Origin of the sequence: Halopseudomonas pelagia (assembly GCF_009497895.1) — a bacterium.
Taxonomy (GTDB): Bacteria; Pseudomonadota; Gammaproteobacteria; order Pseudomonadales; family Pseudomonadaceae; genus Halopseudomonas; species Halopseudomonas pelagia_A.
Map to the genome: position 1 here is coordinate 3,996,487 of NZ_CP033116.1, position 26,101 is coordinate 4,022,587.

The window sequence follows — 26,101 nt, forward strand, 5'->3', positions numbered from 1 at the left end:
GCCAAAGAAAGCGCGTCTTATTCGCTCAGCAGCATTGACCGAACAGCCTGGGGATTCGTATACTCCGCGCCGTCTGTTGGAAAGCACAGGCCTCGATGGCGGAATTGGTAGACGCGGCGGATTCAAAATCCGTTTCTGGTGACAGAGTGGGAGTTCGATTCTCCCTCGAGGCACCATCTGAACTTCTCAGGTGGTATCAGCAAGACCCAAAACACCCCGAAAAGCCCGCCTTGAGCGGGTTTTTTTATTGCCCGCGCTAAAACCGGGGCACTCGCGCTAAGGCAACACCAGCCCGCCAGACTCATGATGCAACTGGCGCAACCGCGCGCCCAGCTGAGTGATATTCTGCTGGTTGGCTTCTACCGCGCTGCGGTGCTCAGCACTGATCATCTCAAGCGCACGCTCATCCAGCAGAACTGCCAGCCCGTGCAACCCCTGCTGACGTTCGTCAGTGACCTGCTTCAACTCCTGCCTTTCCTGGCGCTGCGGCAAACCATAGCCAGTCTCAAGCAATTCTGCGGGGCGACTGAGAAAGCCACTTTCTCGCAGCAACTCGCTCATAAGCTCTCCGGTCTCGTTCAAAGCCGCATCGTCCATGCGCCGGCCAGACACATAACGGTCTTTCAAATCGTGCTTGATCAACATTATCTGGCGCCGTAATGCTGCCTGTTCCAGCAGCAACAGGGCCGCAGCAGTGCGATAGTCCGCGCGACTGAACCAGGATCGCCGTTCCTGCGGCGCTGCCCCAAGCCAATCCTCTACCTGTTGCTGCGGAAGATTCAGGCGTTCGCGCGCCAAGCTGAACATCAACTGATAACGTTCACGGTAGGAATCAAAGTAATAGCCCTGACGCAGGGCTTCTGCCTGATCCTGCACAACTGACTCGTCCACCAGACCTGCGTGTTGGAGCAGCGCCCGCAGCCCGGTAGGGGTAACTGTTTCCATGCGGCGAATATCGAGACGATCGGTACCGCTGCGTAACAGTTTCAGCGTCTCAACGGCGCAGTTGTTGCTGACGAAGTAATAGGTGCCGTCGTAGCCCCAGTGCATCTCGGCGGCACGCTGAACCAGGCTGATTTGCTGCTCACGGGTCAAGCGCAGCGGCAGCGATTGCAACGAGCGTAACTCAACCTTGGTGTATTCATCGACGACCTGGCTCAACGGCAGCATGAACAAGCGCGACGGATAAGCTCCAGTCAGACCATCCCAACTGGATAATTGAACGTCATCAACGAATGCGCGGAAAGACAACACCAGATGGTACTCCAGATCCATCAGGCATTCAGGCCCCAGCTCTCGCCCGGGCGCGCACATGACCACCCGCAGCATGCTGTGCCCCCAGCGGCTGACCAATGCGCCATCCGGTTCGGCCAGCAGGTAATGCACCTGGTAGATACGCTCCGGATCGAGCTGTCCCAAAGCCGGCCGATCAAGATCCAGGCCGCCATTGACAAAAGACAAGCCTGGAGCACAGTCAGCTGACTCGCTGGGCGCCCAGCCAAAGTGTTCGGTGAAAAAATCATGCAACGCCGGCCGCCGGCAGCGATATTCGGGATCAAGCAGAAAATATTCAAGATTGACCGCGACAAACTCGCGCGGATTGCTCAACTCATAAGCATCCGGGGTGCGCAGGTACTGATCGTTCTGCCGCTCCACTTCTCCTCGGCCACCGATACGCGCAGGCCAGCCGGCAAGCTCAAGGAGCCTGGGGTCGTCACTGAGGGTAAATTGCCGCTGAGAGTTGCCCTGACAGGCTACGGGTAACCCAACCGGGCCAAGACTGCTGTGCTGCTGGCCGCAAAAGCGCGCTTGCCTACGCTCTTCTTCGTCCCAGAATTGCCCGCGATCATAAAAGTGCGCGAGCTCGTGTATGAGTGTCGCCTGCAGTTCTCGCTGCAGCGTATCGTGTTGACGGCCTGCTGGCAGCGCCTTATCGTCCGCCTGCACGAGTGCATCGAGCCAACGCCGATTGAGCAGTATTTGACCGTCAAAACCCGCTCGGCCCATGACGCTCTCTGGCAGACCAGACGACCAACGCACATTAATCTTGCGTTCCAGCTGTACCACCAACTGTGATGGTAATGCCTTGAGCGCGGCGTCAAGCAGCTGCCGGGTCGCCTGGAGCTGCTCAGCGCTCAATTCAGCCTTGTCCAACTGCACAGTCAACGCCGAATGGGCGACAGGGGTCCATAGCAACATCGCCAGGCTCGTCGCAATGACCCACAAGGCAACGCCCCGCCAGAGGGCGGGGCGCGTGTCACAGAACAATGGAGCTGGCGCCCTGATCAGACCGAGCGTCTAGGACTGTAATCACAATGCAAGAATAGCCTCGGCCAGCTGCATGTCGCTGGCTTGCAGCTCTGGCATCTGGTGGCGAATATGACCCAGAGCTGCTTCCAGATTGACGCCACGCAGATCACCGTTGCTACCAACGAAGCTGGCGGCATCTTCACGTGCCTGCAATACGACCTTGTCTGAACCGAAGGTGGCAGCAGTGCTATCGCCCAAGGCGTTAGCCGTATTGGCCAGGATGGAACCTATCGCGTTGGTCGTGCCCACAAAGCTGGAGGCGGAGGCCACTGCAGAAAAACCGATCAAACCAGCTGCAAGAATTACAGAACGAATTTTCATGAAAACTCCTTAATAAAGATCAAGCCCGCTTATTGCGGACCAACTCACCGATGATTTATCGGTTTACTCGGTATCAGTTTAGCCTGCATACCATGCTACCGGCGACCAATTTGCTGTCGCCAAAATATCTGGTCCGGCAAGCAGGCTTGGATAACAGCTCACAACCTGCCCCCGGTCGTTGAATCTGACTTTGTTCGCACCTTAAAGTTCTGAGCTACAAGGCCGATGCATGGCAGGTAATTGAACTAATCAATCGGCCAGGAAGATTATGACAAAATGTAATAACGCTCGGCTGGTCATCATTAACCTGAACCAGTTAGACTTGGCGACCTTTTGACGCCACCAAAAAGCAGCGATCACGGATGAGCCAATCCCTTTACATTGAGGACTGGGCAGGCTGGAGCGCCAACCAGATTCTGCCCGCGGACTCGGCCCATAATCTGGACGCGCGGATCGGAACTCCCCTATTGCCTGCCATGCTGAGACGTCGCCTGGACAATGCAGGCCGTGCTGTATGCGAGATACTGGCGCTGCTCGATCACACGGGCGATTACCCGATCATTTACGCTTCGCGCCATGGTGATGTGACGAGCTCGCTAGACATGCTGACCTCGCTCGCTCGCGGGGATGAGCTCTCCCCTGCGCGTTTTTCCATGTCTGTACACAACGCTGTGATGGGCGTTTATTCCATAGCGCGCAAACATCACAGCCCGATTCAGGCCTTGGGTGCTGCGGGGGATGAGTTCGAAGCGCTGATGTGCGAGGCACTAGGCTATCTTGCCACCGGCCATAAAGCCGTAATCGTCGTGCTTTCCGAAGGCGAGATGCCCGCTGAGTATGCTGACTATGCAGAGCATTGCGAACAACCGAGTGTTGTGGCCATGAGACTGACCTCCCACCTGGGCAGGAAACTGGTTTCCGCACCATGCGCGCGGCCAGGGCACCCCACGCCGCTCGACATCATGGCCTGGCTTGAGGCACCTGATACCTGGTTAGCTGCCCGACAATCCTGGCGCCTGGAGAATTCGTGACATTTGATCAGTGGCGACGCGGAGCGGGTACCGCCCTGTCCTTTACCACTTTCGGCTTGGGCGGGGTCATCATTGGCGTTGTCATTGCGCCAGCGCTGCTGATTCTGGTGCGCGCGCCGGAAACGCGACAGCGCTGGATGCGACGTTTGATCCAGCTCGCCTTTCGCGCATTTATCGGTCTCATGCGTGTGCTCGGTGTATTGCGCTACGAGATGCGCAATATTGAGCTCCTGCAGCGGCCAGGACTATTGATCATCGCGAACCATCCGTCACTGATAGATGTAATATTTCTTGTTGCCTATACCCGGCATGCAGACTGCATAGTCAACGGTGCTCTGGCGCACAATCCCTTTACCCGCGGCCCCATCAAGGCCGCCGGTTACATTACCAATACGAATCCGGAAACCGTTCTGGCTGCGGCTAAACAGAGCATGACCCGCGGCAACTCGCTGATCCTGTTTCCCGAAGGCACCCGTACCGCGCCCGGGGGCCTGGTGCACTGCCGCCGCGGCGGCGCCAATATCGCTCTGCGCACAGGCACGTCAATTACGCCGGTGTTGATTCTCTGTGAGCCGGTTACCCTGACCAAGGGCGAACCCTGGTATCACATCCCGGAAAAACAGATCCATATAAAGCTGAAGGTGATGGAAGATCTTCGCGTTGAGCAGGATAAACAAAAGCCGCCCAGACAGCAGGCCGTAGAACTGACCCGCTGGCTTAACGATTATTTCAACAAAGAACTGGAGCAGTTCCGCCATGAGCGAGACACAAAACCTGTCGCTGGAAATAAAGCACATGATTATCGACACTCTGGAGCTTGAGGACGTCACCCCGGACGACATTGATCCGCAAGCCCCGCTGTTCGGGGAGGGGCTTGGCCTTGATTCGATAGATGCACTGGAGTTAGGCCTGGCGCTGCAAAAGCGCTATGGCATCAAACTGGATGCGGAAGCCGAAGATACCCGCAGCCACTTTGCTAGCCTGAATGCACTCACTGCACTCGTGGAGGCCCGCCGTGTCAACTGAAGCAAGCTATTCCAACCAGTCCATATTCGACTTCCTGCGCGGCACCCTGGTGGAGCTGTTTGAGATCGACCCCAGCGCCATCCGGCCCGACGCACGCCTGTACGAAGACCTGGATATCGACAGCATCGACGCGGTGGATATGGTCGTCGAGCTCAAGCGGTTTACCGGTCGGCGCATCAATCCGGACGATTTCAAAGCCGTGCGCACGGTAGATGACGTGGTCAATGCCGTCGCCCGACTGATGCAGCAGTAGTCATGCACGCAGGTCTGAAAAAAGCGCTCGGCGCGCTGGCCATTCTGGCGTGGCCGCTGGCGATCTACCTGCTGCACGACTCAGTCGGCAGCTGGCCGCTGCTGATCGTCGGCGCCCTGCTGCTGGTTTGGCGGGTACCCCAGGCGCGTTACCTTGCCCTGGTCGCGGCAGCGGCGCTGATAGTCCTGGGCCTGTTCAGCCGCGCCGAGTTTGGCATGCGCGCTTATCCGGTCGCGGTCAGTACCCTGATGTTTTGCCTGTTCTTCGCCAGCTTGCTGAAGGGGCAACCCATGATCGAGCAACTGGCTCGATTGCGGGAGCCGGATCTGTCTGCCGAGGGCGTGCGCTACACCAGGAAGGTGACCTGGGCCTGGTGCGGCTTCTTCGTCATCAATGGCGCTATTGCCGGTTGGACGGTCCTGTATGCGGACCTGGCCACCTGGGCGCTGTATAACGGCCTGATCAGCTATGTGCTGATGGGCCTGATGTTTGCCGGAGAGTGGCTGATTCGGCGGCGCGTACGCAGGGTAGCAGTATGAGCTTCCTGCCACTCAGCGCATTGCCCTGGCGCCGATCGCAAACCGCAACGACCCTGCCGGATCACTGGGTGCACAGTGGTGCTCTGGCGGCAGCAACAGATCGCTGGCGGAACTGGCTGGCAGACCAGCCAGCGGGCGCATGGCTTTTATGCGAGCGTGACCCGCTGACCTTTTGCAGTGCTTTGCTCGCGCTCTGGGAGACGGATCGAGTAGCGGTGTTATCTGCCGATGATCGGCCGGAAACACTGGCGCGAATACAAAGCAGCATAGATGGACGTATTCCGCATTCACCCGGCCTGGCCATCGCGCAACATCTGCCGCAAGTGCCCAGTCACCTGGACAATCAGCGCAGGGCATTAGTGCTGTTTACTTCAGGTAGCAGCGGTGAGCCGCTGGCGCTGGCAAAAACATTCCAGCAACTGGATGAAGAGCTCCGCGTGCACGCCCAGCTGTGGCCGCTGGACGAATCAGCCGGGGTGATTTCCCAGGTCAGTCACCAGCATATTTATGGGCTGCTCACCGGGGTGTTGCATCCACTGTGCAGCGGTCGGTCATTTTGCAGCAAGGACTGCCATTTCCCCGAGGTATTGGCCCAACGCCTGGCCGAAGCGGGCGCAGCGCAATTGCAGGTGACCCTAGTCAGCTCGCCACCCCAGCTATCGCGCCTGCCCGCTCACACCCAGTGGCCAGAGCCAGGCAGGCTGTCGCGCATACTGTCATCCGGCGCACCGCTGGCGCAGGAGCACGCCGCGCATGCCGAACAGTTGTTGAAAGCGCCGGTGATCGAAATTTATGGCAGCACCGAAACCGGCGGCATTGCCTGGCGGCGTCAACAGTCCGAGCTGCCGTGGACGCCTCTGCCCGGCGTTAACGTCCGCGTCGATGACGGCTGCCTGGCACTCACCTCACCCTTTCTTGATTCACCGCACACCTGGTGGCGACACCCAGACAGGGTCTCGCTGACTGACAAGGGCTTTATGCTGATGGGCCGGGAGGATCGGCTGGTGAAAGTGGCCGGCAAACGCCTGTCCCTGGACCAAATGGAAAGGGCACTGCAATCCCTAGACGGCATTCAAGCGGCACGCTGCGTCGAGCTCGGCCGCCCTGACGGTCGACTTGGCGCGATTATCCAGGTCTCGGCAAAGGCGCCGCAGGACCATGAAACCCGACGCCAGCTGATTCAACAGGTGCGCACAGCTCTGGCGGCGCACTTCGAAACCGTGACCCTACCCCGCTACTGGCGGTTTGTGGAAGAGCTACCCAGTAATGCACAGGGTAAACTGGACCGCGGACTGATCCAGCGATTGTTCAACGACATAGAGGATCACAAGAGCCCGCGCTGGCTGGCGGAAACCGTGATCAGCCAGGATGTGCGGATGCTCACGCTTGAGGTACCCGAGAAGCTGATCTACCTCGACGGGCATTTTGATCGATTCCCCCTGGTGCCCGGCGTGGTCCTGGTTCAATGGGCAATGCAGCTGGCGCAGCAAGCATTTGGCGCGCGAGGTGGCTTTCACGGCATTGACCAGTTGAAATTTCAGCGGCCGCTGCGCTCCGGTATGCGCTTCACGCTGGAGCTCACCAGGCGTGAAAACGGCATTGGCTTTGTGTACAAGTCCGCTGAAGGGCAGCATGCCGGCGGTCGTATCCGACTCGCCGCGCTGGATGTGCAGCCATGAACGCATTGAAGATATGCGTTCTTATCCCGGTCTATAACCACCCGGACAGCATCACGGCTGTCGTCGAGCAGATGCGCTCTCTGCAGCTACCCATCCTGCTGATCGACGATGGCAGCGACAGTCGTTGTGCCGCCGTGCTCGACCAGTTGGCCAGCCAGCATTGCCATCTGCTGCGTCTGCCCTGCAACCAGGGCAAGGGCGCAGCAGTGCGCGCCGGGTTGGCCGAAGCTGGCCGACTGGGGTTTACTCATGCGTTGCAGATCGATGCTGATGGGCAGCACGCCCGGGATGATCTACCAGCGTTCATTCAGCAGCTCGCCAGCACGCCCCAGGCGCTGGTGATCGGCTACCCGCGTTATGACCAGAGCGTGTCGCCGATCCGCTTCTATGGTCGCTACGCCACTCACATCTGGGTCTGGATCAACACGCTCTCGCTGGATATCCGCGACTCCATGTGTGGCGCGCGACTCTATCCCGTGGCTGCCATCAATCAGTTGCTGGCCAAAACCCCCTGCGGCAACCGCATGGCCTTTGACACCGAAATACTGGTGCGCTGGCACTGGGCAGGCGGTGCGGTTGCCAACCTTCCCGTGCGCGTACATTACCCGCTGGACGGGGTCAGCCACTTTCAGCTCTGGCGCGATAACGCGCTGATCAGCGCCATGCATGCGCGTTTGTTTTTCGGCATGCTGGTGCGCTTGCCGTGGTTACTGCACCAGCGTTTCAAGCGCAGCGCAGCATGAGCACACACTGGGCGAAGATCGGCGAGAGCGGCACCATTGTTGGCATGCAGATCATGGTCTTTGTGCAGCGGCGGCTAGGTCGCTGGCCCTTCCAGATCGTGCTCTGGCCGGTCATTCTGTGGTATTTCCTCACACAGAGTACCGCTCGACAGGCTTCGCAACGCTACCTGGTGCGGCTTGATCCGGAACTGACCCACCGACCCGCGGCACGCTGGTGGCGCAGCTACCGGCATTTTCTCAGCTTTGGTAGTGCGCTGATGGACAAGGTCGAGGCCTGGAGCGGTGCAATTGCCAAGCAGCGTTTGCGGGGAGACGGCTTTGACCGCTTTAGCTCCAGCATTGCCCAGGGCCGTGGCGGGATCGTTCTGGTAGCCCATCACGGCAACCTGGATATCGCCAACTCGCTGGCCCGCTACCATCCCGCTCTGGATATGACGGTGCTGATGCACACGCGCAATGCCGGCAAATTCAACCTGATGCTGGAAAAGGTCACCGGCCAGGCGCGGCCCGACATACTTGAGGTGACGGAAATCACCCCCGCTACCGCGCAGGAGATGGCCGAACGCATCAGCCGCGGTGGTTTCATCGTGATTGCCGCCGATCGTATCCCGGTGTCAGGCGAGCGGATGCGCGCGCTATCTTTTCTCGGCGATCAGGCGCTCTTCCCCGAAGGCCCCTTTCTGCTCGCGGCACTGCTCAAGTGCCCGGTATACCTGCTCAGCTGTGTGCGCGACGGCCATCACTTCCAGATCGACTTCACACCTTTCGACGACACCTGCGCCTTGCCGCGCAAAGAGCGCGACGCCTGGATTGCCGATGCGATGCAGCGCTACGCCGACACGCTGGCGGTCACCGTCCGCCGCCATCCGCTGCAATGGTTTAACTTCTACCCCTTCTGGCTGAACGATAGTGGACACCCCAATGACGATATTGCCTGACCCCCTGACCGCAAGCGCCGTGCTGACCCTCGACGGTTCAGAGGTCAGCCTGGAGCAAGTGCAAGCGGTTGCCGAAGGCCGCTGCCAGGTAGTGCTGTCATCCGCGCCAGCCTTCCGGGAACGCATCACGCGCGGCAGCGCCTTCCTGGAAAAACTGCTGGCCGAAGATGGCGTTATCTATGGCGTGACTACCGGCTATGGCGATTCCTGCACCCGGCTTGTACCCAGCGCCGACATGGAAGACCTGCCGCGCCAGCTGTATACCTTTCACGGCTGCGGGCTCGGTGAAATACTCTCGCACGAGGCAGCACGCGCCGTGGTGATGGTGCGCCTGGTATCACTGTGCCGCGGCTACTCCGGCGTGTGCGTGGAACTGCTCGAGCGCCTGGTGTGGTTGTTGCAGCACGACGTCATGCCAGTGATTCCGGAGGAAGGCTCGGTTGGCGCCAGCGGCGACCTGACGCCTCTTTCGTATCTGGCCGCAGTACTCTGTGGCGAACGTGAAGTGCTGGTCGGCGGCGAGCGGCGGCCCACTGCCGAGGTGTTCGCCGAGCTAGGGCAAACGCCTTACCGCCTCAAGCCCAAGGAAGGCCTGGCGCTGATGAACGGCACCGCGGTGATGACGGCGCTGAGCGTTCTAGCATTCACCCGCTGCAGCTACCTGACGCAACTGGCCTCGCGGATTACCGCCATGGCCGTGTATGCACTGGACGGCAACCCCTACCATTTCGACGCGGATCTGTTTGCTGCCAAACCACACCCGGGGCAAAACCGGGTGGCTGCGCGCATAAGCGCTGATCTGCACGCAGCCAGCACGCCGCGCAATTCCGCTCGGCTGCAGGACCGCTATTCCACCCGCTGCGCACCCCACGTGATCGGCGTAGTGGAAGACGCGATGCCCTGGTGGCGCCAGTTTCTGGAAACCGAACTGAATAGCGCGAACGACAATCCGCTGATTGATGCCGAGCAAGAAAAAGTCATGCACGGCGGGCATTTTTATGGGGGTCATATCGCCTTCGCGATGGATAGCATGAAGCAGGCCTGTGCCAATATCGCCGACCTGCTCGATCGCCAACTGGCGCAACTGGTCGACGTGCGCTTCAACCACGGCCTGCCAAGCAATCTCAGCGGTGCAAGCCCCGAGCGAGCAGCGCTCAACCATGGTTACAAGGCCGTGCAGATCGGCGCCTCGGCCTGGACCGCAGAAGCGCTCAAACTGACCATGCCGGCCAGCGTTTTTTCGCGCTCCACCGAATGCCACAATCAAGACAAGGTGAGCATGGGCACCATCGCCGCCCGCGATGCGCTTCGCGTGCTCACTTTGGTAGAGCAGGTCGCCGCGGCCTCGTTGCACGCAGCCTGTCAGGGCATGGAGCTGCGCAGTCAATTGCAGGACACCGCACCACCGCCTGCCGATTTACAATCCTTTGTGCACCAGTGCCGCGCGCATTTTCCTCCGTTAGCCGAGGACCGCGCCCTGGAGCGCGAGTTGCGTCTGCTCTGTGATCTTATTCGCCAACGTTGCTGGAACCTCTATGACGCCTGACCAAAGACCCTTACCCGTTTGCGAAATCGACATGACCATCCCTTTCCACGATGTGGATATGATGCAGATCGTTTGGCACGGACATTATGTGCGCTACCTCGAGATCGCCCGCTGCGCGCTGCTGGATCGGATCAATTACAATTATATGGAAATGCGCGCATCCGGCTTTGCCTGGCCGGTAATCGACTTGCGCCTGCGTTACGCCGCACCGCTGGTGTTTACTCAGAAAATCATCATCGAAGCCAGACTGGTCGAGTGGGAGCATCGCCTCAAGATCGATTACACCATTCGCGACGCGGCCACGCGCAAACGCCTGACCCGTGCCTGGAGCGTGCAGGTCGCCGTCGGCATCGAGGATATGGAAATGCGCCTGGCTTCGCCGCAGATTCTGATCGACCGGTTGCTGGCCTGGCAGGACACAGCCGCATGACGCCTTTCACCCATCGCTGTGCGCACCCCGCGATTGTGTTCGCCTGCAGCATCCTGGCCGCCACGATGGCCCAGGCCGCACCGGATGCCGCGGCTTTGAGTCAGCAGCTGGCGCAACACAGCCCTGAATGCGGCACTTTTCAGCAGAACCGCTGGCTTGCCGACTTCGAGCTGGATTTGCCCAGCAGCGGAAGCTTTCAGCGTCTGGACCAGGCGCTCATCTGGCGCACGGAAACACCAGTCCGCACCGAGATCCGTCTAAGCCAGGACAATACCGAACTCCCTCCTGGCTATCGGATGCTGCTACCGGTAATGACCGCATTGCTTGAAGGCGACTGGCAGCGTTTGCAGGACCACTTCCAGATCGTCACCGATGGTGAACTTTCAAGCTGGGCTGCCAGGCTCACACCTTTGGATAGCCGCGTGGCGGCGACCCTGCTGTCAATTCAGGTAAAAGGTGGGCAGCAACTCGAACACATCGCCATGGCCTTCGCTGACGGCGATCGCCTGAATATCGACCTGACCCCGGCCAGCTGTGAGCCGGACCCAGCGCCGCAGGCACCATGAGCGAAAGCACCCAGAGCGACTTGCAGGCCAGCCCGGCGGAACGCGCAGGTGCCTGGGTGTGGGCCATTATTCTGCTGGCCTGTGCTCTCTTGCTCTGCATTCAGATCACTACCGGTTCAGCCTGGGACACGCGCATCACCAGCCTGTTACCGGATAGCCCCCAGGCGGTATTGGTCGAGCAGGCCGAGGGCCAATTGACCAGCGCGTTCGAAAACCGTTTGATCATCCTGGTGGGTGGCGAAGCCTCCGCAGACCAGGCCAGCCAGTTGCTGCAACAGCTGCGCGCCAACCGAGTTTTGCAGCCTGCCCCGGCGGAACAACTAGCGCCGCCCAATGCCGGGCTATCAGCGCAACGCTACCATCTGCTGGCCAAATCCCTGGCCGATGCTGATGCGCAAACCTGGGCTGATCGGGCCGTCAGCCGCCTGTATACCCCGGGGCTTGAGAGCGAGCTGCGAAAAGATCCATTCGGCTTGCTCGACGCCTGGATCAATCAGCAATTGGGGCCTTTGCAACTGACCGGTGAATTCCCTGCATTCCGCCAGGACGGCGAGTCCTGGTTGATGGTCTCCGGCCTGCTGACCGGCAGCCCTTATGATCTGCAGTTGCAGCAACGGCTCGGCGCTAGCCTGGACGCCTTTCAGACCAGCTATCCCGACACACCGCTGCTACGTGCCGGGCTGGTTTTTCACGCCGCTGCCGGCGCCTCGCAGGCTCGCCAGGAAATATCCAGCATCGGGCTAGGCTCATTGTTGGGCATCCTCGCCCTACTGTGGCTGGTGTTCCGCCATGTTCGTACATTACTCAGCCTGCTGGTGCCCCTGGCATGCGGGCTGTTGTTTGCGCTGCCTTTAACCTGGCTGATTTTTGGCACGCTGAATCTGCTGACGCTGGCTTTCGGCGCCAGCCTGATTGGCGTCGCCATCGACTACGCATTGCACCTGCAATGCGCGCGCAGCCTGAATCCCGAGCGACCCTTATCGCGGCTCTGGCCGGCCCTTGCCCTGGGGCTGCTATCAAGCTTGGCGGCCTACCTGGTGCAGCTAGCGACCCCACTGCCGGGTCTGCGGCAGATGGCGACTTTTGCGCTCCTGGGATTGCTTGGCTCCTGGATCACCGTGCGGCTCTGGCTACCCAGGCTCTCAGTGCAGCATCATCCCGCGACCCTGCGCCTGGCCAACAAACTGGCTTTGCTGCAGTTGCCCGCCGGCGCGCGCTACCCCTGGGTGATACTGGCCGCGCTGGCTTTGCTCTCGGCAGCGCTGATACTTACCGGGTTGAAGGGCAGCAATGACCTGCGGCAGCTCAATACCTCTCCCGTTGAGTTGATCAACGAACAGCAACAGGTTCAGGCGATGGTCGGCGGACCCAGTGGCCGGCGCTACCTGCTGGTCAGTGCGCCCGATCAAACCGCTGTGCTGGAAAAACTCGAACAGCTGGACAATGTGCTCGCCGATCTGGCCGCCAACGGCACACTCGACTACTACCGGCATATCGCCCAGGCGGTCCCGTCCGCCACCACCCAGCAGAACAATCTTCAGCTGATCAAACAACGCTACGCGAGTGCATTGCCACTGTTTTTCAGCAAGGCCGGGCTTGCGCCTGCCATGGCCGAACAGATGATGCAGGCCACCGAGCAAGCTCAGCCCCTGAGTATTGAACAGTGGTTGGCGTCGCCGCTGGGCCAACGTGATCAGGCCTTGTGGATTGCGTCCACGGCGGAGTCCACACCAGCGGCGATCATCGCGCTGGGCGACATGGATGCGGCGGCGCTGGGCCAGATTCAGCAGTTGGCGCAACAGGATGGCGTCGTGTTTCAGGATACCCTGGAGCGGCTCAGCCAGCAGTTCAGCCATCTGCGCAACACTATCGCGCTCTGGCTGGCCGCTGCGGTCCTCGGCCTGACCCTGGTGTTTGCCTGGCGTTATCGCACGGCAGCCTGGCGCGTCCTCTTGCCGCCGGTCGGCGCCGTGCTTCTGACCCTGGGCATTTTTGCTGCCGGGTCTACCGGGCTCACGCTATTCCACCTGCTGGGTTTACTCCTGGTACTGGGCATTGGCCTGGACGCTGGCATCTTCAGCGTCGAGCACGCAGACAGCCGCGCAGCCTGGCTGGCGGTAACCTTGTCCTGTAGCTCCAGCCTGCTGGCGTTCGGATTACTGGCACTCAGCAGTACCCCAGCCTTGGCGCAGATGGGCACTACCTGCCTGATTGGCCTGACCTGCACCTGGCTCTTGGTCCCTTTCGCCAGGGCCGGCGGAACGCTGGCGCATTTACCCGATCGCTCATCAGCACATTCATCCACCCTTTGACAGGAAAGCCACCAGTATGGACAAGCCCGCAGCGCAGATTGAGAACACGGATGTCGCTATCATCGGCGCCGGCCCCGCCGGTGCCGCTGCCGCGGCATGGTTGGCACGCAAAGGCCTGCGGGTGCATGTGATCGAACGCACGCAGTTTCCTCGCTTCTCCATCGGCGAAAGCCTGCTGCCGCAATGCATGGTGCACCTGGAAAATTGCGGCCTGCTTGAAGCCGCAACCGCGGGCGGCTTTCAGGTCAAAAATGGCGCCGCCTTTACCTGGCGGGGCTCTGACACTGCTATCGATTTCCGTGACAAGTTCAGCCCCGGACCCGGCACTACCTGGCAGGTGGAACGAGCCGACTTCGACCAGCGTCTGATTGACGGAGCCGTTGCCGCTGGCGCCAGTGTCGAGTTCGATACGCGGGTCGATGGCTTTCATGCCGACCCGGTGGCACCCCGACTTACCCTGATCGATGCCCAGGGCCAAAGCCGCCAGTTACAGGCACGCTTTGTTCTCGACGCCAGTGGTTATGGCCGGGTGCTGTCGCGCCTGGCCGGGCTGAGCAAAGCATCGACGCTGGAGTCCAGGTGCGCTCTGTTCACGCACATTGAGGATCGGATTGACTGCCCCGACTATGACCGGGAGAAAATCCTTATCGGGCTGCATCCGCAGCACGCAGGCGTGTGGTACTGGCTGATCCCCTTCAGCAACGGCCGTGCCTCGGTAGGCGTCGTCGCCAGCCAGGACGCATTACAGGCCGCAGGAGCGGATGACGAAAGCCGGCTGTGGCATTTTATCGGCCAGGAGCCGCGCCTTGCCTCACTGCTAGCCCGCGCGACCCCGGTACGGGATACCGGCAGGCTTGAGGGCTATTCCGCCGACGTCGTAAGCCTGCATGGTCCCGGATTCGCGTTGCTCGGCAATGCCGGCGAGTTTCTCGACCCGGTTTTCTCTTCCGGGGTAACCATTGCGCTTGATTCCGCTCTGCGCGCAGCCCCACTGGTGGAGCGCCAGCTGCATGGCGACAGCGTGGATTGGCAAGCCGAATTCGAGCAACCGCTACGCCGGGGTGTCGCCACCTTCCGCGAGTTTGTCGAAGCCTGGTACGACGGGCGGTTGCCACGCATCATATTCAGCGCGAACCAGCCTCCGCGCATTCGCCAGCTGATCAGTTCGGTATTGGCCGGCTACGCCTGGGATCTGGCCAACCCCCTGGTTGCCGCCAGCAAACGTCGGCTTGACGCACTGGCTGCCTCAGTGACCGAGTCGTCCGTGCCCGCTGCACAGCAACCGGACACATGAACATGGCCGCAGTTCTTCCAAGGTTTGCCCGCGGAGCCTGCGCCCTTGGCGTCCTGGCGCTGATACTGCTGACCGGTTGCGCCGGCAGAGCCGATCAGGCCGCGTTGCCCGACCTGACGAGGCTCGCCCCGGAGCCAAAACGCATGGAACGGCTGATCATTGAATCAGCCAAGCACAATCAGGAATTGCTCGGCGTCATTCAGCACGACCATGAATCGCTGCGCATGGCCCTGCTGAGCCCGCAAGGCCAGCGGCTACTGACGCTGGTAATGGATAGCGACGGCGCGCGGTTTTTGTCCGATGCGCTTTTCGAGCCGCCGTTTTCCGCACACTGGCTTGCCAGCAGGCTGGCCTGGACCCTCTGGCCCGTGGCGGAACTGGAAAACCAGTTCCAACACAGCGCCTGGTCCGTGCGGCGAGACGATTCGGGACACAGCGTTTATCATCGGGGTCAAAGGGTGGCCAGTATCAAGCTGTCTGATCAATGCAAACTTATCGACGACATTCAGACAGGTCATCGCCTGTACATCATCCCGATTGAATTAGCCGGTCAAAATAAAGAGCTTTTATGTCCAGCCGTTTGACGCCATGCCGCCTATCCACCCCAGCGCTGATCTGTTCGCTGGGAAGCGATCTCGCCAGCATCAGCAGCGCGCTATTCAGCGGCACCCGCGGCTTTACCCACGATGATGGCTTTACCCCTGGCCGCCCGCTGCCCCTGGGGCGGGTGCTGACAGATCTACCGGATACGGCCAGTTGGCCGGCAGAGCACCGCTCGCGCAACAACCAGCTGCTCGCTGCCGCCCTTGAACAACTGCAGCCCGAGCTCGAGGCTTTCCGCCTGCGCCAGCCACAGGCGCGTATCGGCGTAATTCTCGGCACCAGTACGTCGGGGATCGGCGAAACCGAGATAGCCCTGCGCCAACGCCTGGAAGACCAGAGCTGGCCGACTGATTTCCGCTATCAACGCCATGAGATCGGTTCGCCCGCCCGTTTCGTCGCTGAGTGGCTGCAGCTGCCAGATGCACCTGCCTACACCCTTTCAACCGCTTGTACCTCCAGCGCTCGCGCCTTGGCCAGCGCCTATCGAATGCTCGCCGCCGGTCTCTGCGATGCGGTGATTGCCGGCGGGGCGGACAGCCTGTGCGGTCTGACGGTCAACGGTTTTGCTTCATTGCAGGCCCTGAGTGACGAGCCCTGCCAACCCTTCACCCGTGACCGCGACGGGATCAACCTCGGTGAAGCCGCCGCGCTTTTTCTGGTCACCAAAGAGCCCGGTGGCATACAACTGGCCGGCTATGGTGAAACCAGTGATGCCTACCATATCTCGGCACCGCATCCCGGCGGGGAAGGCGCCATCGGCGCCATGCAGGCAGCTTTGCACATGGCGCAGGTACCGGCCGCCGAGATCGATTACCTGAACCTGCACGGCACCGCGACGCGCCAGAACGACGCCATGGAAGCTCTGGCGGTAGATCAGGTGTTTGGCGGAGCCTTGCCTTGCAGTTCCACCAAGGCACTGACCGGCCACACCCTGGGCGCCTGCGGCGCGCTGGAAGCAGGATTTTGCTGGCTGTCACTGCACGCGGGCAAGCTGCCGCCGCAGGTGCATGACGGCCCCATCGATGCAGAAATACCCCTGCTTACCTATGTAGGCGCCGCCGGTGCTGAACCTGCCCGCCCTTATCATCGGGCAATGAGCAACTCCTTTGCCTTCGGCGGCAATAACATCGCCCTGCTTCTGGAGCGCTGCGAATGACCACCATCTGCCATGCCAATCTGACGCTGCCCTGCCCTATTGCGCCCTATGTGCCGCACCAACGTGGCATGTGCCTGCTGGATAGTATCTTGCGCGTTGATGCGGAATGTCTGCGCGCCCAGGTAGTGCCTACCGAAGCAGACGTATTTGCCACAGCCTTGGGCATCCCCGGATGGGTCGGCCTGGAGTGGATGGCGCAGGCCGTCGCCGCCTGGGCCGGCGTGCAGGAACGGGCAGAAGACCGCCTCCCCTTGGTCGGTTTCCTGCTCGGCAGCAGACGCTATGACTGCAGCCGCGAATATTTCCCGTTTGGCAGCCCGGTATTGGTCGATATCAAGCAGGACTTCAGAGCCGCCAACGGCCTGGCGGCCTTTCATTGCCAGCTTCTGGATGAACATGAAAACCCGTTGGCCAGCGCCGTACTCAGTGTGTTCCAGCCTGATTCGGAAGAGGCGCTGGCAGCGATGCAAAAAGGAGAACAACCATGAGCAATACCATACTGGTAACGGGATCCAGCCGCGGCATCGGTAGAGCCGTAGCGTTACGCCTGGCACGTGACGGGTTTGATATCGTCCTGCATTGCCGGCAGCAGAAGGACGCTGCAGCAGCAGTGGCAGCAGAGATAGAAGCTCTCGGCCGACAGGCGCGCATACTCTGCTTTGACGTCGCTGATCGCCAGGCCGCCTGCGCAGCCCTGGAAGCCGACGTGGAAACACACGGCGCCTATTATGGTGTGGTATGCAATGCCGGCATCACCGCCGACGGCGCCTTTCCCGCCCTGAGCGACAGCGATTGGGACAGCGTCATTCACACCAATCTGGATGGTTTCTACAACGTATTGAAGCCGCTGTGCATGCCGATGATCCGGCGGCGCAAGCCTGGGCGTATCGTTGTCATGTCTTCGGTGTCCGGCATCATGGGCAATCGTGGGCAAGTCAATTACAGTGCCTCGAAAGCCGGCCTGATTGGCGCGATGAAAGCCCTGGCGGTGGAGCTGGCGAAACGCAAAATCACTGTTAATTGTGTCGCCCCGGGGCTGATCGATACCGAGATGGTCGAGCAGCATGTGATCGACGAAGCGCTCAAGGCCATTCCCATGCAGCGTCTGGGTTCCGCTGACGAGGTCGCCGCCACCGTCGCTTTTTTATGTTCGGCGGATGCCGGTTACATTACTCGGCAGGTCTTTTCGGTTAACGGAGGCATGTGCTGATGACCGATACTCGACGCCAGGACGGGCTTGGACGCCGCGTAGTGGTCACCGGCATGGCAGGCTTTTCCCCGATAGGCAATGACTGGGCGACGATTCAGGGCCGACTGGATCGCGCCGAAACGGGTATACGCTACATGCCCGACTGGTCGGAATACGACGGCCTGCACACGCGGCTCGGCGCACCGGTCAGTGATTTCAGTTTGCCCGCGCAGTACAACCGGCGGGTGTTGCGCAGCATGGGCCGCGGCGCCCAGATGGCCACCCGCGCTACGGAGCTGGCGCTGATCGACGCCGGATTGCTCGACAGCCCATTGCTCACCAGCGGCGATATGGGCATCGCCTACGGTGCCTCAGCCGGCGAACCCGATGCAGTCGCGGACTTCGGCAATATGCTGCTGAACAAATCCACCGACGGTCTTAATGCCAATTCCTATATACGCATGATGGCGCATACCGCCGCGGTGAACATCGGAGTGTTTTTCGGCATGCGCGGCCGCATCCATACCACGTCAAGCGCCTGCACCTCGGGCAGTCAGGGCATAGGCTATGCCTACGAGGCGATTCGTTTTGGTCGACAAACAGCGATGGTGGCCGGCGGCTGCGAGGAGCTTTCTGCCGCTGAAGCCGCGGTATTTGACACCTTGTTTGCTACCAGCACGCGCAATGACGCACCCCACACCTCGCCTCGGCCATTCGACAAGGATCGAGATGGTCTGGTGGTGGGTGAAGGTGCAGGCACGCTGATTCTTGAAGAGCTGGAGCATGCCCTGGCGCGCGGCGCGACCATTCACGCGGAAATTCTGGGGTTTGGTACCAACAGCGACGGCCGGCATGTGACGCAACCCGATGCGGCGATGATGGAACAGGCTATTCGCCTTGCCCTGGCAGATGCCAACCTGGGTGCGGAGCAGATCGGTTATATCAGCGCACATGGCACTGCCACCAGTCTGGGCGACGTTGCCGAGAGCCAGGCCACCCACGCTGTGTTTGGCCAACGCGCAGCCATCAGTGCACTCAAGAGTTTTACCGGGCATACCCTGGGTGCCTGCGGTGCGCTGGAAGCCTGGGCCGCGATCGAGATGCAGCGCAGCGGGCGTTTTCATGTCTGCGCCAATCTGGAATCCCCAGACCCCGCCTGCGCGCCACTGGACTATATTATCGGTGAACCGCGGCAGCTCGACTGCCCGTACGTGATGAGCAATAATTTTGCTTTCGGCGGCATCAACACTTCAATCATTATTGGTCGCTGGGATTGAATTCCGCCCGCCAACCGAAAACCAATAAAAGGGAATAATCATGCATAAAGGAATGAATACGCTGTCATTGGCTGTCGGCGGTCTGTTGATCGCGTTGCTGGCGCCATCGGCACAGGCGCGGGACACGGTGCATATGCTGTCGGTGGAAACCGCCATGAATACGCCTGATGCAAAACAGAAGCTTGACCCGTCAATCAAGTTCATCTTCGCCGACGCGCCGCACGGCAAGGTGCTTGAGGAGCACGGCAGTTTTATTACCAACAAGAAAACCAATGCCTTTGGCAAAAGCGATCAGGCCGCCTGCAACTGGGTGATGCTATCTGCGCTGCTGTCTTTGCAGGACCGCGTCAGAACGGAAGGCGGCAATGCGGTCATCAACATCGAAAGCTATTACAAACAGCAGCCGAACGTGTCGCGCAGCGAATTCGAGTGTCACGCCGGAGCGATCATGGCAGGAGTCGCACTACGGGGCGACGTTGTCACCCTCGCTGAATAAACTCCAGGAAAGCTCTCCACGGCTGTTACTGGCTGGCGGCGATCTGGACAACGAGCATGCCGCCAGCCAATCAGGACCAGCCTACTCCAGCTACGCCCGCGAGCTTCTCAGTGAGCTCGCCGCGCAACTGGGCATGCATTGCCCCCCCGCACTCTGGAGCGCTCGCGGCCAGGGCAAGCCCACCCATCCTGGCCTGCATTCGGGATGGTACGCCAATATCACCCACAAAAAGGGTCGGGTAGTAGTCGGCTTGGCCAATCGCTTTTTCGGGATTGATCTGGAATACGCGGCGGCGCGCCGAACTGCCCGGCTTGACGTGCTGATCGAGCAACTGCCGGAGCCCTGGGTCAGGCAACGCATACGTGAAGCCGACTCGAGAGTATCTGCTTTCTATCAGAGCTGGACGCTGTACGAATCGCTGTTCAAACACGCCAGCCACACCCCGGATCCTGCAGAGAACCTGTTTGCCATGCGCTTGCACACCCTCGCCGAGCACAGGTTGGATTGCGCAGTCTGGCAGGGCGATCAATGGACACTGGCCATAGTCAGCGAGGGGCGATTGAGCCCCCACCCCGACCCTGCAAAGCTGTTCCCCGGCATGCAGCCGACCAGCGTTTTTATTCTGGACTGAGCAACCAATAAAAAAGCCTCCGTAGCAGGAGGCTTTTGTCACAGCTAACCAGACCGCCGCTTACTGCTCGTCGAGATACCGCTCGGCATCCAATGCGGCCATACAGCCGGCACCGGCTGAGGTAATTGCCTGGCGATAAATATGGTCAGCCACATCGCCCGCGGCAAATACGCCCGGTACGTTGGTCGCAGTGGCATTGCCTTCAGTACCGCTGTGGATCTTCAGGTAGCCATCTTTCATGTTCAGCTGACCTTCGAACAGGCTGGTATTCGGCGTATGACCGATAGCGATAAATACCCCGGCCAGTTTCACCTCTTCGCTGCCGCCAGCATTCAGCGCCAGGCGCATGCCGGTAACACCGCTGGCGTCGCCGAGCACTTCATCCAGCGTCGCATTCAGTTTGAGCTCGATCTTGCCTTCGGCAACCCGCGCCATCAGCTTGTCGATCAGAATCTTTTCTGCGCGGAAGGTCTCGCGGCGGTGCACCAGCGTGACCTTCTTGGCGATATTGGCCAGGTACAACGCCTCCTCAACAGCGGTGTTACCACCACCGACGACTGCGACATCCTGGTTGCGATAGAAAAACCCGTCACAGGTAGCGCAGGCGGAGACGCCCTTGCCCATGAAGGCTTCTTCGGACGGCAGACCGATGTAGCGCGCAGAGGCGCCAGTGGCGATGATCAGCGCGTCGCACTGATATTCACCCTGATCACCCCAGAGGCTGAACGGACGCTTGTTCAGGTCGACCTTGTTGATATGGTCGAAAATGATTTCAGTCTCGAAACGCTCGGCATGCTGACGCATGCGCTCCATCAGCGCCGGACCCTGCAGACCTTCAACGTCGCCAGGCCAGTTATCCACTTCAGTGGTGGTGGTCAGTTGACCGCCCATCTGCATACCCGTGATCAACACCGGTTTCAGGTTGGCACGTGCCGCGTAAACAGCGGCGCTGTAGCCAGCCGGGCCGGAACCCAGGATGATCAGCCGGGTGTGACGTACTTCAGACATACTGCCTCCAGAACACCGCGCTGGCGGTGCAAATAATTAAACTGACGACCCGCCAGCCAGGTGCGGCTGGTAACCTGACGACCAAACAACAAGTCAGGACCGTGGTTTTTGATTGCGTGCATGTTAGGGCAGCGACGGGCCTTTGGAAATGCCAAAGCTTGTATCAGCCGGATAGTTTACCCCTATAGGGCAGGTATAGTGATAATGCACAGGCGATGCTAAGCAAACCCGTCTTAGTGGCGACCCATTTACTCAAGGACAGTAGCAATGCCAGAACTCATCATCCCCATGCGCGGCCCTGATTACCTGCGCGAGGGCTGGAACAGAATACGCCAGCCAGGGCTCAAGCGTTTTCTGGTGATACCGCTCATCCTCAACCTGGGCGTATTCATCGCCTTGATCAGTTGGGGCGTGACCCAGTTCAATCTGCTGATGGCTCGGCTGATGGGCAGCCTGCCGGAGTGGATGGCCTTTATCGAGTGGTTGCTCTGGCCACTGTTTGCCTTGGTCGTGCTGGTTGTGCTGTTTTTCGGCTTCAGCGTGGTAGCCAACCTGATCGCCTCACCCTTTTACGGATTTCTCGCGGAAAAGGTTGCCGAGCAGGAACGTGGGCTGGTCAGTCCGCCCACGGGGTACAAGGAGATTCTGCTGGTAGTGCCGCGTAGCCTGGGCCGCGAACTGCGCAAGATCAGCTACTACCTGCCGCGGTTGATCGGCTTGCTGTTGCTGACGCTGATTCCAGTGGTCAATCTTGTTTCCTCACCCCTATTGCTGCTGTTTGGCGTATGGATGATGGCAGTGCAGTACGTCGACTACCAGGCGGATAACGATCAGGTCAGCTTTATCGATATGCTGCGCTGGATGCGCGGCAGGCGCACCCTGGCGTTGAGCTTCGGCCTGCCGGTGTACTTCGGCATGCTGATACCGCTGGTAAATCTGCTGGTCATGCCTGCAGCCGTGGCCGGCTCCACCTTGCTGTGGATTCGCGAGCGGCCCCAGCCGCTGCCTTAAATCTGTCACGCTATTGTCACACCGGCATCATTGGCTCACATGACAATGTCGGCATGATCGATAATATTGCGGCAAACCAGCGCTTTGCGCTGGTGACTGAAACCTACTCACCACAAATCAATGGCGTGGCCAACACTCTTGGCCGGCTTGTCGACGGCCTGTTGCTGCGCCATCACGCAGTGCAGCTTGTGCGCCCGGCCCAGACCGGCGAAACCATCGGCCGCGATTTACGCGGGGCCTTCAGCGAACTCCGCGTGCGCGGGCTACCGATCCCCGGCTATCCCGAGCTGCAATGGGGTTTACCTGCCGGCGTCAGATTGCAGCGCTTATGGCGGCGCGAAAGACCTGACGCGATCTACCTGGCCACCGAGGGGCCGCTGGGCTGGTCAGCTCTGCGGGTGGCACGGCGCATGGGTATCCCCGTGATCAGCGGTTTTCATACCAACTTTCAGCAATACAGTGATCATTACGGCTTGAGCCTGTTTCACAAACCGATGATGAGCTATTTGCGCTGGTTCCACGGCCGGACGCAGCTCACGCTGACCGCCAGCCCTGCCCAACAACGCGAGCTTATGCGTGCCGGCATGCAGAATCTGGCGCTGCTAGGACGCGGTGTGGACTGCGAGCGATTCCATCCCGGCCACCGCAACAGCGCATTGCGAGCCAGCTGGCAGGTCGCTGACACTGATCTGGTGTTGTTGCACGTGGGGCGCCTCGCGGCAGAAAAGAATCTGGGCTTACTGGTTCAGGCCTGGCAACGGCTGCAGCAAAACCAGGTGCCCGGCTCACCCCGCTTGCGCCTGGTCATCGTCGGTGACGGGCCTTCGCGAGCGGACCTGCAGCGGCAGTTGCCTGAAGCCGTTTTCACCGGCGCATTGGTCGGCGAGCCACTCACTCAGGCCTATGCCAGTGCCGATCTGTTTGTGTTCCCCAGCGTGACCGAAACCTTCGGCAATGTCGTCACCGAGGCCATGGCCTCAGGCCTGGCGGTATGCGCTTTCGATCTGGCAGCCGCGCACCAGCATATAAGAGACAGGTTCAGTGGCTGCCTGGCGGCAGAGGGCCATGAAAGTCTGTTTCTGGAAAACCTGGAATGGTTGATCAAGGATGCAGAGGGGCGGCGCAGCATACGTATGCACGCCAGGCATCGCGCCAGCCAGTTGGGTTGGGGCGATGTGGTACAACGTTTCGAGGGGTATTTGCTGAAGGCTGCCACCAGGCAGCCCGCAGGTTTGCCAGCACTACTGGGGAAGTAGCGCTGGCAGTAGTTCAGCTTGAGCCAGAGCCTTCAGCTCAAGCAAGAGTTTTCAAGGCTTCGCGGCTGAACGGCAGAATGTCGGCAAAGCGGCCTTCGCGCACTTTATCGGCCCACTGCGGATCAACGATCAAAGCGCGACCCACGGCAACCAGATCGAATTCACCCTGACCCAGGCGTTCAAGCAAACCGTCGATATTGGCAGTTTCGGCAACCTTGTCGGTCTTGACCATGAACTCCAGGAACTCGCCATCCAGACCCACACTACCGACAGTAATGCAGGGCTTGCCGGTGATGTTGCGAGTCCAGCCCGCCAGGTTAAGCGGTGAACCGTCAAATTCGGGCTCCCAGAAACGCCGCTGTGAGCAATGGAAAATATCCACGCCGGCATCAGCCAATGGCTTGAGAAAGGCTTCGAGCAGATCGGGCGTGGGTGCCAGACGCGCACTGTAATCCTGCTGCTTCCACTGGGAAAAGCGGAAGATAACCGGATAATCCGGGCCGACCGCATCACGTACGGCGCTGATGATTTCAACCGCAAAGCGCGCGCGGTTTTCCATGCTGCCGCCGTACTCGTCGGTACGCTGGTTGGTGCCGTCCCAGAAAAACTGGTCGATCAGGTAGCCGTGCGCGCCGTGCAGCTCGATAGCATCAAAACCGATTTCCTTGGCATCCTTGGCTGCCTGGGCAAAGGCCTTGACCACGTCCTGAATATCGTCGTGGGTCATGCCATGGACCAGCTCTTTACCGTCCTTGATCTTCTCCATCGGGCCGTAACCCGGTACATCACCGTCCGGCGGCGTGCCCAAGCGGCGCACATTGCCTACGTGCCACAATTGTGGAGCGATCTTGCCACCCACCGCGTGTACGGCATCGACCACTTTCTTCCAGCCCGCCAGGGCTTCTTCGCCATGAAACGCCGGTACATCCGGGTAGCCATTGGCGGCCTTGTGACCTACCGTGGTGCCTTCGGTGATGATCAGGCCAACGCCTGATTCAGCGCGGCGACGGTAGTAATCCACTACCTGTTCGCCAGGGACGCCATTGGGCGAAAAGTTGCGCGTCATCGGCGCCATGACGATGCGATTGCTCAGGCTCAAAGGGCCGAGCTCAAAGGAGGCGAAAAGTGGGCTGGTATCAGCGGACATACAAATACTCCGTATATAGTTAATCGTCTAATACGACAGATGGTTGACCGGTCGTCTTGTCAGGGTTTGGGCAGTTCAGGGACGTAATAATCTTTCCAGTTGATCGATAAATACCCGTAAAGGGGCAATCTGCCGGTCCACTTTCATGCGCAGCAAAGCACCCTCCCACGCTGCACCAATAAAAGTGCCCAGGGCCTGCGGGTCCTGGTCGGCAGGCAGTTCACCGGCGTCGCGGGCCTGCGCCAGACAATCAGCCAATACCTGGCTGGAGCGATTGAGAATCGCGCTGGCGGCATAACCTATCGGCTGGCTGTCGCCGGCTTTCTCATGGCAGAGGCTACCGATGAAGCACTGATGGCTGGGCTCGATCTGGTTGGCAAAATATCCGACCAGGTCGCGATAGAAGCGCAACACCCGCTCGCGCGGCGAAGCATCCTCGGCCTGCAAGGCAGCAGCAAAGCGTTCCAGGCGCGGGGTGTAATAGTAATGCAGCGCCTGGATGGCAAAATCTTCCTTGCTTTCGAAGTAATGATAGAAAGACCCCTTGGGCACACCGGCGCTCTGGGTAATTTCCTGTACCCCAGTACCGTTATAACCCTTGAGCAACATGACTTCAGTGCCGGCCGCAAGAATGCGTGCACGTTTATCCTGGATAGCGTTCATGCCAATCACTATACGACCGGTCATGTTTTATTTATAGCGCTATATGGCTTTATTGATTTGATTGATGGCGGAAAATAATGTGCGCTAAGCCACGAGCCGTGCAGGGGATGAAATTCAGTTATAAAAAAACCGGGAATATCCCGGTTTTTTTGGAGCTTGAAGCTAGCGTGGCAACTTAGTGCTCGACGCCGCCTTCACCATGGATATGACCATGGGCAAGCTCATCTTCAGTGGCTTCGCGTACGTCGGCGACCTTGACTTCAAATGTCAGGCGCTGACCCGCCAGCGGGTGGTTACCGTCGACAGTCACTTCATCACCTTCTACGGCAGTAATAGTGACGATCTGCATGCCGCCGTCAGGACCGGAAGCGTGAAACTGCATGCCGACTTCCAGCTCGTCGACGCCTTCGAACATGTTGCGACCCAGTACAGCGACCAGTTCAGCACTGAATTCGCCGTAGGCGTTTTCTGGCTCAACGGAGACTTTCAATTCGTCGCCGACCTGCTTGCCATCAAGCGCCTGCTCCAGACCGGGGATAATATTGCCCGCGCCATGCAGGTAAACCAGCGGGCCACCACCAGCGGAAGAATCCAGTACTTCGCCTGCATCATTGGTCAAGGTGTATTCAATCGATACGGCTTTGTTGGCAGCAATCTGCATAATCTGATACCTGTC

At 59.9% G+C, this 26,101-nt stretch carries 28 protein-coding genes and 1 tRNA gene; 23 read left to right on the plus strand and 6 right to left on the minus strand.

What is annotated here, in order from left to right; translation table 11 throughout:
- Positions 1-89: 89 nt before the first annotated feature.
- Positions 90-176, plus strand: a tRNA-Leu gene (locus tag EAO82_RS18350).
- 100 nt (positions 177-276) lie between these two features.
- On the opposite strand, the gene EAO82_RS18355 is transcribed toward EAO82_RS18350, so the two are convergent.
- The gene (locus tag EAO82_RS18355) at positions 277-2,199 is read right to left on the minus strand and encodes a DUF4105 domain-containing protein (RefSeq protein WP_096345226.1); all 1,923 of its coding nucleotides are present in this window, start codon (positions 2,197-2,199) and stop codon (positions 277-279) included.
- Positions 2,200-2,310: 111 nt separating this feature from the next.
- Positions 2,311-2,631, minus strand: coding sequence for a DUF2388 domain-containing protein (locus EAO82_RS18360; RefSeq protein WP_096345227.1), 321 nt, complete (start codon positions 2,629-2,631; stop codon positions 2,311-2,313).
- 362 nt (positions 2,632-2,993) lie between these two features.
- Between EAO82_RS18360 and EAO82_RS18365 the strand changes: the two genes are divergently transcribed.
- The 20 genes from EAO82_RS18365 to EAO82_RS18460 are packed head-to-tail and all read left to right on the plus strand — an operon-like array spanning position 2,994 to position 20,340.
- Positions 2,994-3,662 carry a beta-ketoacyl synthase chain length factor gene (locus EAO82_RS18365; RefSeq protein ID WP_096345228.1) on the plus strand — a complete coding sequence of 223 codons (669 nt, stop codon included), beginning with the start codon at positions 2,994-2,996 and terminating at the stop codon, positions 3,660-3,662.
- Positions 3,659-4,483 carry a lysophospholipid acyltransferase family protein gene (locus EAO82_RS18370; protein ID WP_096345229.1) on the plus strand — a complete coding sequence of 275 codons (825 nt, stop codon included), beginning with the start codon at positions 3,659-3,661 and terminating at the stop codon, positions 4,481-4,483. Before EAO82_RS18365 ends, EAO82_RS18370 begins: the two co-directional genes overlap by 4 nt.
- A complete protein-coding gene (locus EAO82_RS18375) occupies positions 4,458-4,688 on the plus strand; it encodes a phosphopantetheine-binding protein (protein WP_321540955.1) in 231 nt (76 codons plus the stop codon). Before EAO82_RS18370 ends, EAO82_RS18375 begins: the two co-directional genes overlap by 26 nt.
- Complete coding sequence (locus tag EAO82_RS18380; RefSeq protein ID WP_231703242.1) at positions 4,678-4,941, plus strand: acyl carrier protein; 264 nt, start codon at positions 4,678-4,680, stop codon at positions 4,939-4,941. Before EAO82_RS18375 ends, EAO82_RS18380 begins: the two co-directional genes overlap by 11 nt.
- A 2-nt stretch (positions 4,942-4,943) precedes the next feature.
- Entirely contained in the window at positions 4,944-5,480 is a 537-nt protein-coding gene (locus EAO82_RS18385; RefSeq protein ID WP_096345232.1) for a hypothetical protein, read from the plus strand.
- Positions 5,477-7,159, plus strand: coding sequence for an AMP-binding protein (locus EAO82_RS18390; protein ID WP_096345233.1), 1,683 nt, complete (start codon positions 5,477-5,479; stop codon positions 7,157-7,159). The genes EAO82_RS18385 and EAO82_RS18390 overlap by 4 nt, the downstream gene beginning before the upstream one ends.
- On the plus strand, positions 7,156-7,902 hold the full coding sequence (locus EAO82_RS18395; RefSeq protein WP_096345234.1) for a glycosyltransferase family 2 protein: 747 nt from the start codon (positions 7,156-7,158) through the stop codon (positions 7,900-7,902). Before EAO82_RS18390 ends, EAO82_RS18395 begins: the two co-directional genes overlap by 4 nt.
- Positions 7,899-8,840, plus strand: a complete 942-nt coding sequence (locus EAO82_RS18400; protein ID WP_096345235.1) for a glycosyl transferase — start codon at positions 7,899-7,901, stop codon at positions 8,838-8,840. Before EAO82_RS18395 ends, EAO82_RS18400 begins: the two co-directional genes overlap by 4 nt.
- A complete protein-coding gene (gene hutH / locus EAO82_RS18405) occupies positions 8,824-10,386 on the plus strand; it encodes a histidine ammonia-lyase (RefSeq protein WP_096345236.1) in 1,563 nt (520 codons plus the stop codon). Before EAO82_RS18400 ends, hutH begins: the two co-directional genes overlap by 17 nt.
- Positions 10,376-10,816: an acyl-CoA thioesterase gene (locus EAO82_RS18410; protein WP_096345237.1), complete on the plus strand. Its 441-nt coding sequence runs from the start codon at positions 10,376-10,378 to the stop codon at positions 10,814-10,816. The genes hutH and EAO82_RS18410 overlap by 11 nt, the downstream gene beginning before the upstream one ends.
- A complete protein-coding gene (locus EAO82_RS18415) occupies positions 10,813-11,382 on the plus strand; it encodes a LolA-related protein (protein WP_096345238.1) in 570 nt (189 codons plus the stop codon). Before EAO82_RS18410 ends, EAO82_RS18415 begins: the two co-directional genes overlap by 4 nt.
- On the plus strand, positions 11,379-13,694 hold the full coding sequence (locus EAO82_RS18420; RefSeq protein ID WP_096345239.1) for an MMPL family transporter: 2,316 nt from the start codon (positions 11,379-11,381) through the stop codon (positions 13,692-13,694). The genes EAO82_RS18415 and EAO82_RS18420 overlap by 4 nt, the downstream gene beginning before the upstream one ends.
- A 16-nt stretch (positions 13,695-13,710) precedes the next feature.
- Complete coding sequence (locus EAO82_RS18425; protein ID WP_096345240.1) at positions 13,711-14,988, plus strand: NAD(P)/FAD-dependent oxidoreductase; 1,278 nt, start codon at positions 13,711-13,713, stop codon at positions 14,986-14,988.
- A 2-nt stretch (positions 14,989-14,990) separates the two neighbouring features.
- On the plus strand, positions 14,991-15,572 hold the full coding sequence (locus EAO82_RS18430; protein WP_174959029.1) for a DUF3261 domain-containing protein: 582 nt from the start codon (positions 14,991-14,993) through the stop codon (positions 15,570-15,572).
- Positions 15,557-16,747 carry a beta-ketoacyl-[acyl-carrier-protein] synthase family protein gene (locus tag EAO82_RS18435; RefSeq protein ID WP_096345242.1) on the plus strand — a complete coding sequence of 397 codons (1,191 nt, stop codon included), beginning with the start codon at positions 15,557-15,559 and terminating at the stop codon, positions 16,745-16,747. Before EAO82_RS18430 ends, EAO82_RS18435 begins: the two co-directional genes overlap by 16 nt.
- Positions 16,744-17,235 carry a hypothetical protein gene (locus tag EAO82_RS18440; RefSeq protein WP_096345243.1) on the plus strand — a complete coding sequence of 164 codons (492 nt, stop codon included), beginning with the start codon at positions 16,744-16,746 and terminating at the stop codon, positions 17,233-17,235. The genes EAO82_RS18435 and EAO82_RS18440 overlap by 4 nt, the downstream gene beginning before the upstream one ends.
- Positions 17,232-17,957: a 3-oxoacyl-ACP reductase FabG gene (gene fabG, locus EAO82_RS18445; RefSeq protein ID WP_096345244.1), complete on the plus strand. Its 726-nt coding sequence runs from the start codon at positions 17,232-17,234 to the stop codon at positions 17,955-17,957. The genes EAO82_RS18440 and fabG overlap by 4 nt, the downstream gene beginning before the upstream one ends.
- Positions 17,957-19,213 carry a beta-ketoacyl-ACP synthase gene (locus EAO82_RS18450; RefSeq protein ID WP_096345245.1) on the plus strand — a complete coding sequence of 419 codons (1,257 nt, stop codon included), beginning with the start codon at positions 17,957-17,959 and terminating at the stop codon, positions 19,211-19,213. The genes fabG and EAO82_RS18450 overlap by 1 nt, the downstream gene beginning before the upstream one ends.
- Positions 19,214-19,253: 40 nt before the next feature.
- On the plus strand, positions 19,254-19,709 hold the full coding sequence (locus EAO82_RS18455; RefSeq protein ID WP_231703243.1) for an excinuclease ATPase subunit: 456 nt from the start codon (positions 19,254-19,256) through the stop codon (positions 19,707-19,709).
- The gene (locus EAO82_RS18460; protein WP_096345247.1) at positions 19,690-20,340 is read left to right on the plus strand and encodes a 4-phosphopantetheinyl transferase; all 651 of its coding nucleotides are present in this window, start codon (positions 19,690-19,692) and stop codon (positions 20,338-20,340) included. The genes EAO82_RS18455 and EAO82_RS18460 overlap by 20 nt, the downstream gene beginning before the upstream one ends.
- Positions 20,341-20,400: 60 nt before the next feature.
- On the opposite strand, the gene trxB is transcribed toward EAO82_RS18460, so the two are convergent.
- A complete protein-coding gene (gene trxB / locus EAO82_RS18465) occupies positions 20,401-21,348 on the minus strand; it encodes a thioredoxin-disulfide reductase (RefSeq protein ID WP_096345248.1) in 948 nt (315 codons plus the stop codon).
- A gap of 267 nt (positions 21,349-21,615) precedes the next feature.
- Here trxB and cysZ point away from each other — a divergent pair, with 267 nt between their 5' ends.
- Positions 21,616-22,359 carry a sulfate transporter CysZ gene (gene cysZ, locus EAO82_RS18470; protein WP_096345249.1) on the plus strand — a complete coding sequence of 248 codons (744 nt, stop codon included), beginning with the start codon at positions 21,616-21,618 and terminating at the stop codon, positions 22,357-22,359.
- Positions 22,360-22,412: 53 nt separating this feature from the next.
- The gene (locus EAO82_RS18475; RefSeq protein ID WP_096345250.1) at positions 22,413-23,615 is read left to right on the plus strand and encodes a glycosyltransferase family 4 protein; all 1,203 of its coding nucleotides are present in this window, start codon (positions 22,413-22,415) and stop codon (positions 23,613-23,615) included.
- A 37-nt stretch (positions 23,616-23,652) separates the two neighbouring features.
- On the opposite strand, the gene EAO82_RS18480 is transcribed toward EAO82_RS18475, so the two are convergent.
- The 3 genes from EAO82_RS18480 to EAO82_RS18490 form a co-directional block, all read right to left on the minus strand.
- The gene (locus EAO82_RS18480) at positions 23,653-24,762 is read right to left on the minus strand and encodes an NADH:flavin oxidoreductase (protein ID WP_096345251.1); all 1,110 of its coding nucleotides are present in this window, start codon (positions 24,760-24,762) and stop codon (positions 23,653-23,655) included.
- A 75-nt stretch (positions 24,763-24,837) separates the two neighbouring features.
- Positions 24,838-25,425 (minus strand): TetR/AcrR family transcriptional regulator, encoded by a 588-nt coding sequence (locus tag EAO82_RS18485; RefSeq protein WP_096345289.1) that lies wholly within the window; start codon positions 25,423-25,425, stop codon positions 24,838-24,840.
- A 175-nt stretch (positions 25,426-25,600) separates the two neighbouring features.
- Complete coding sequence (locus EAO82_RS18490; protein WP_096345252.1) at positions 25,601-26,086, minus strand: peptidylprolyl isomerase; 486 nt, start codon at positions 26,084-26,086, stop codon at positions 25,601-25,603.
- Positions 26,087-26,101: the final 15 nt, after the last annotated feature.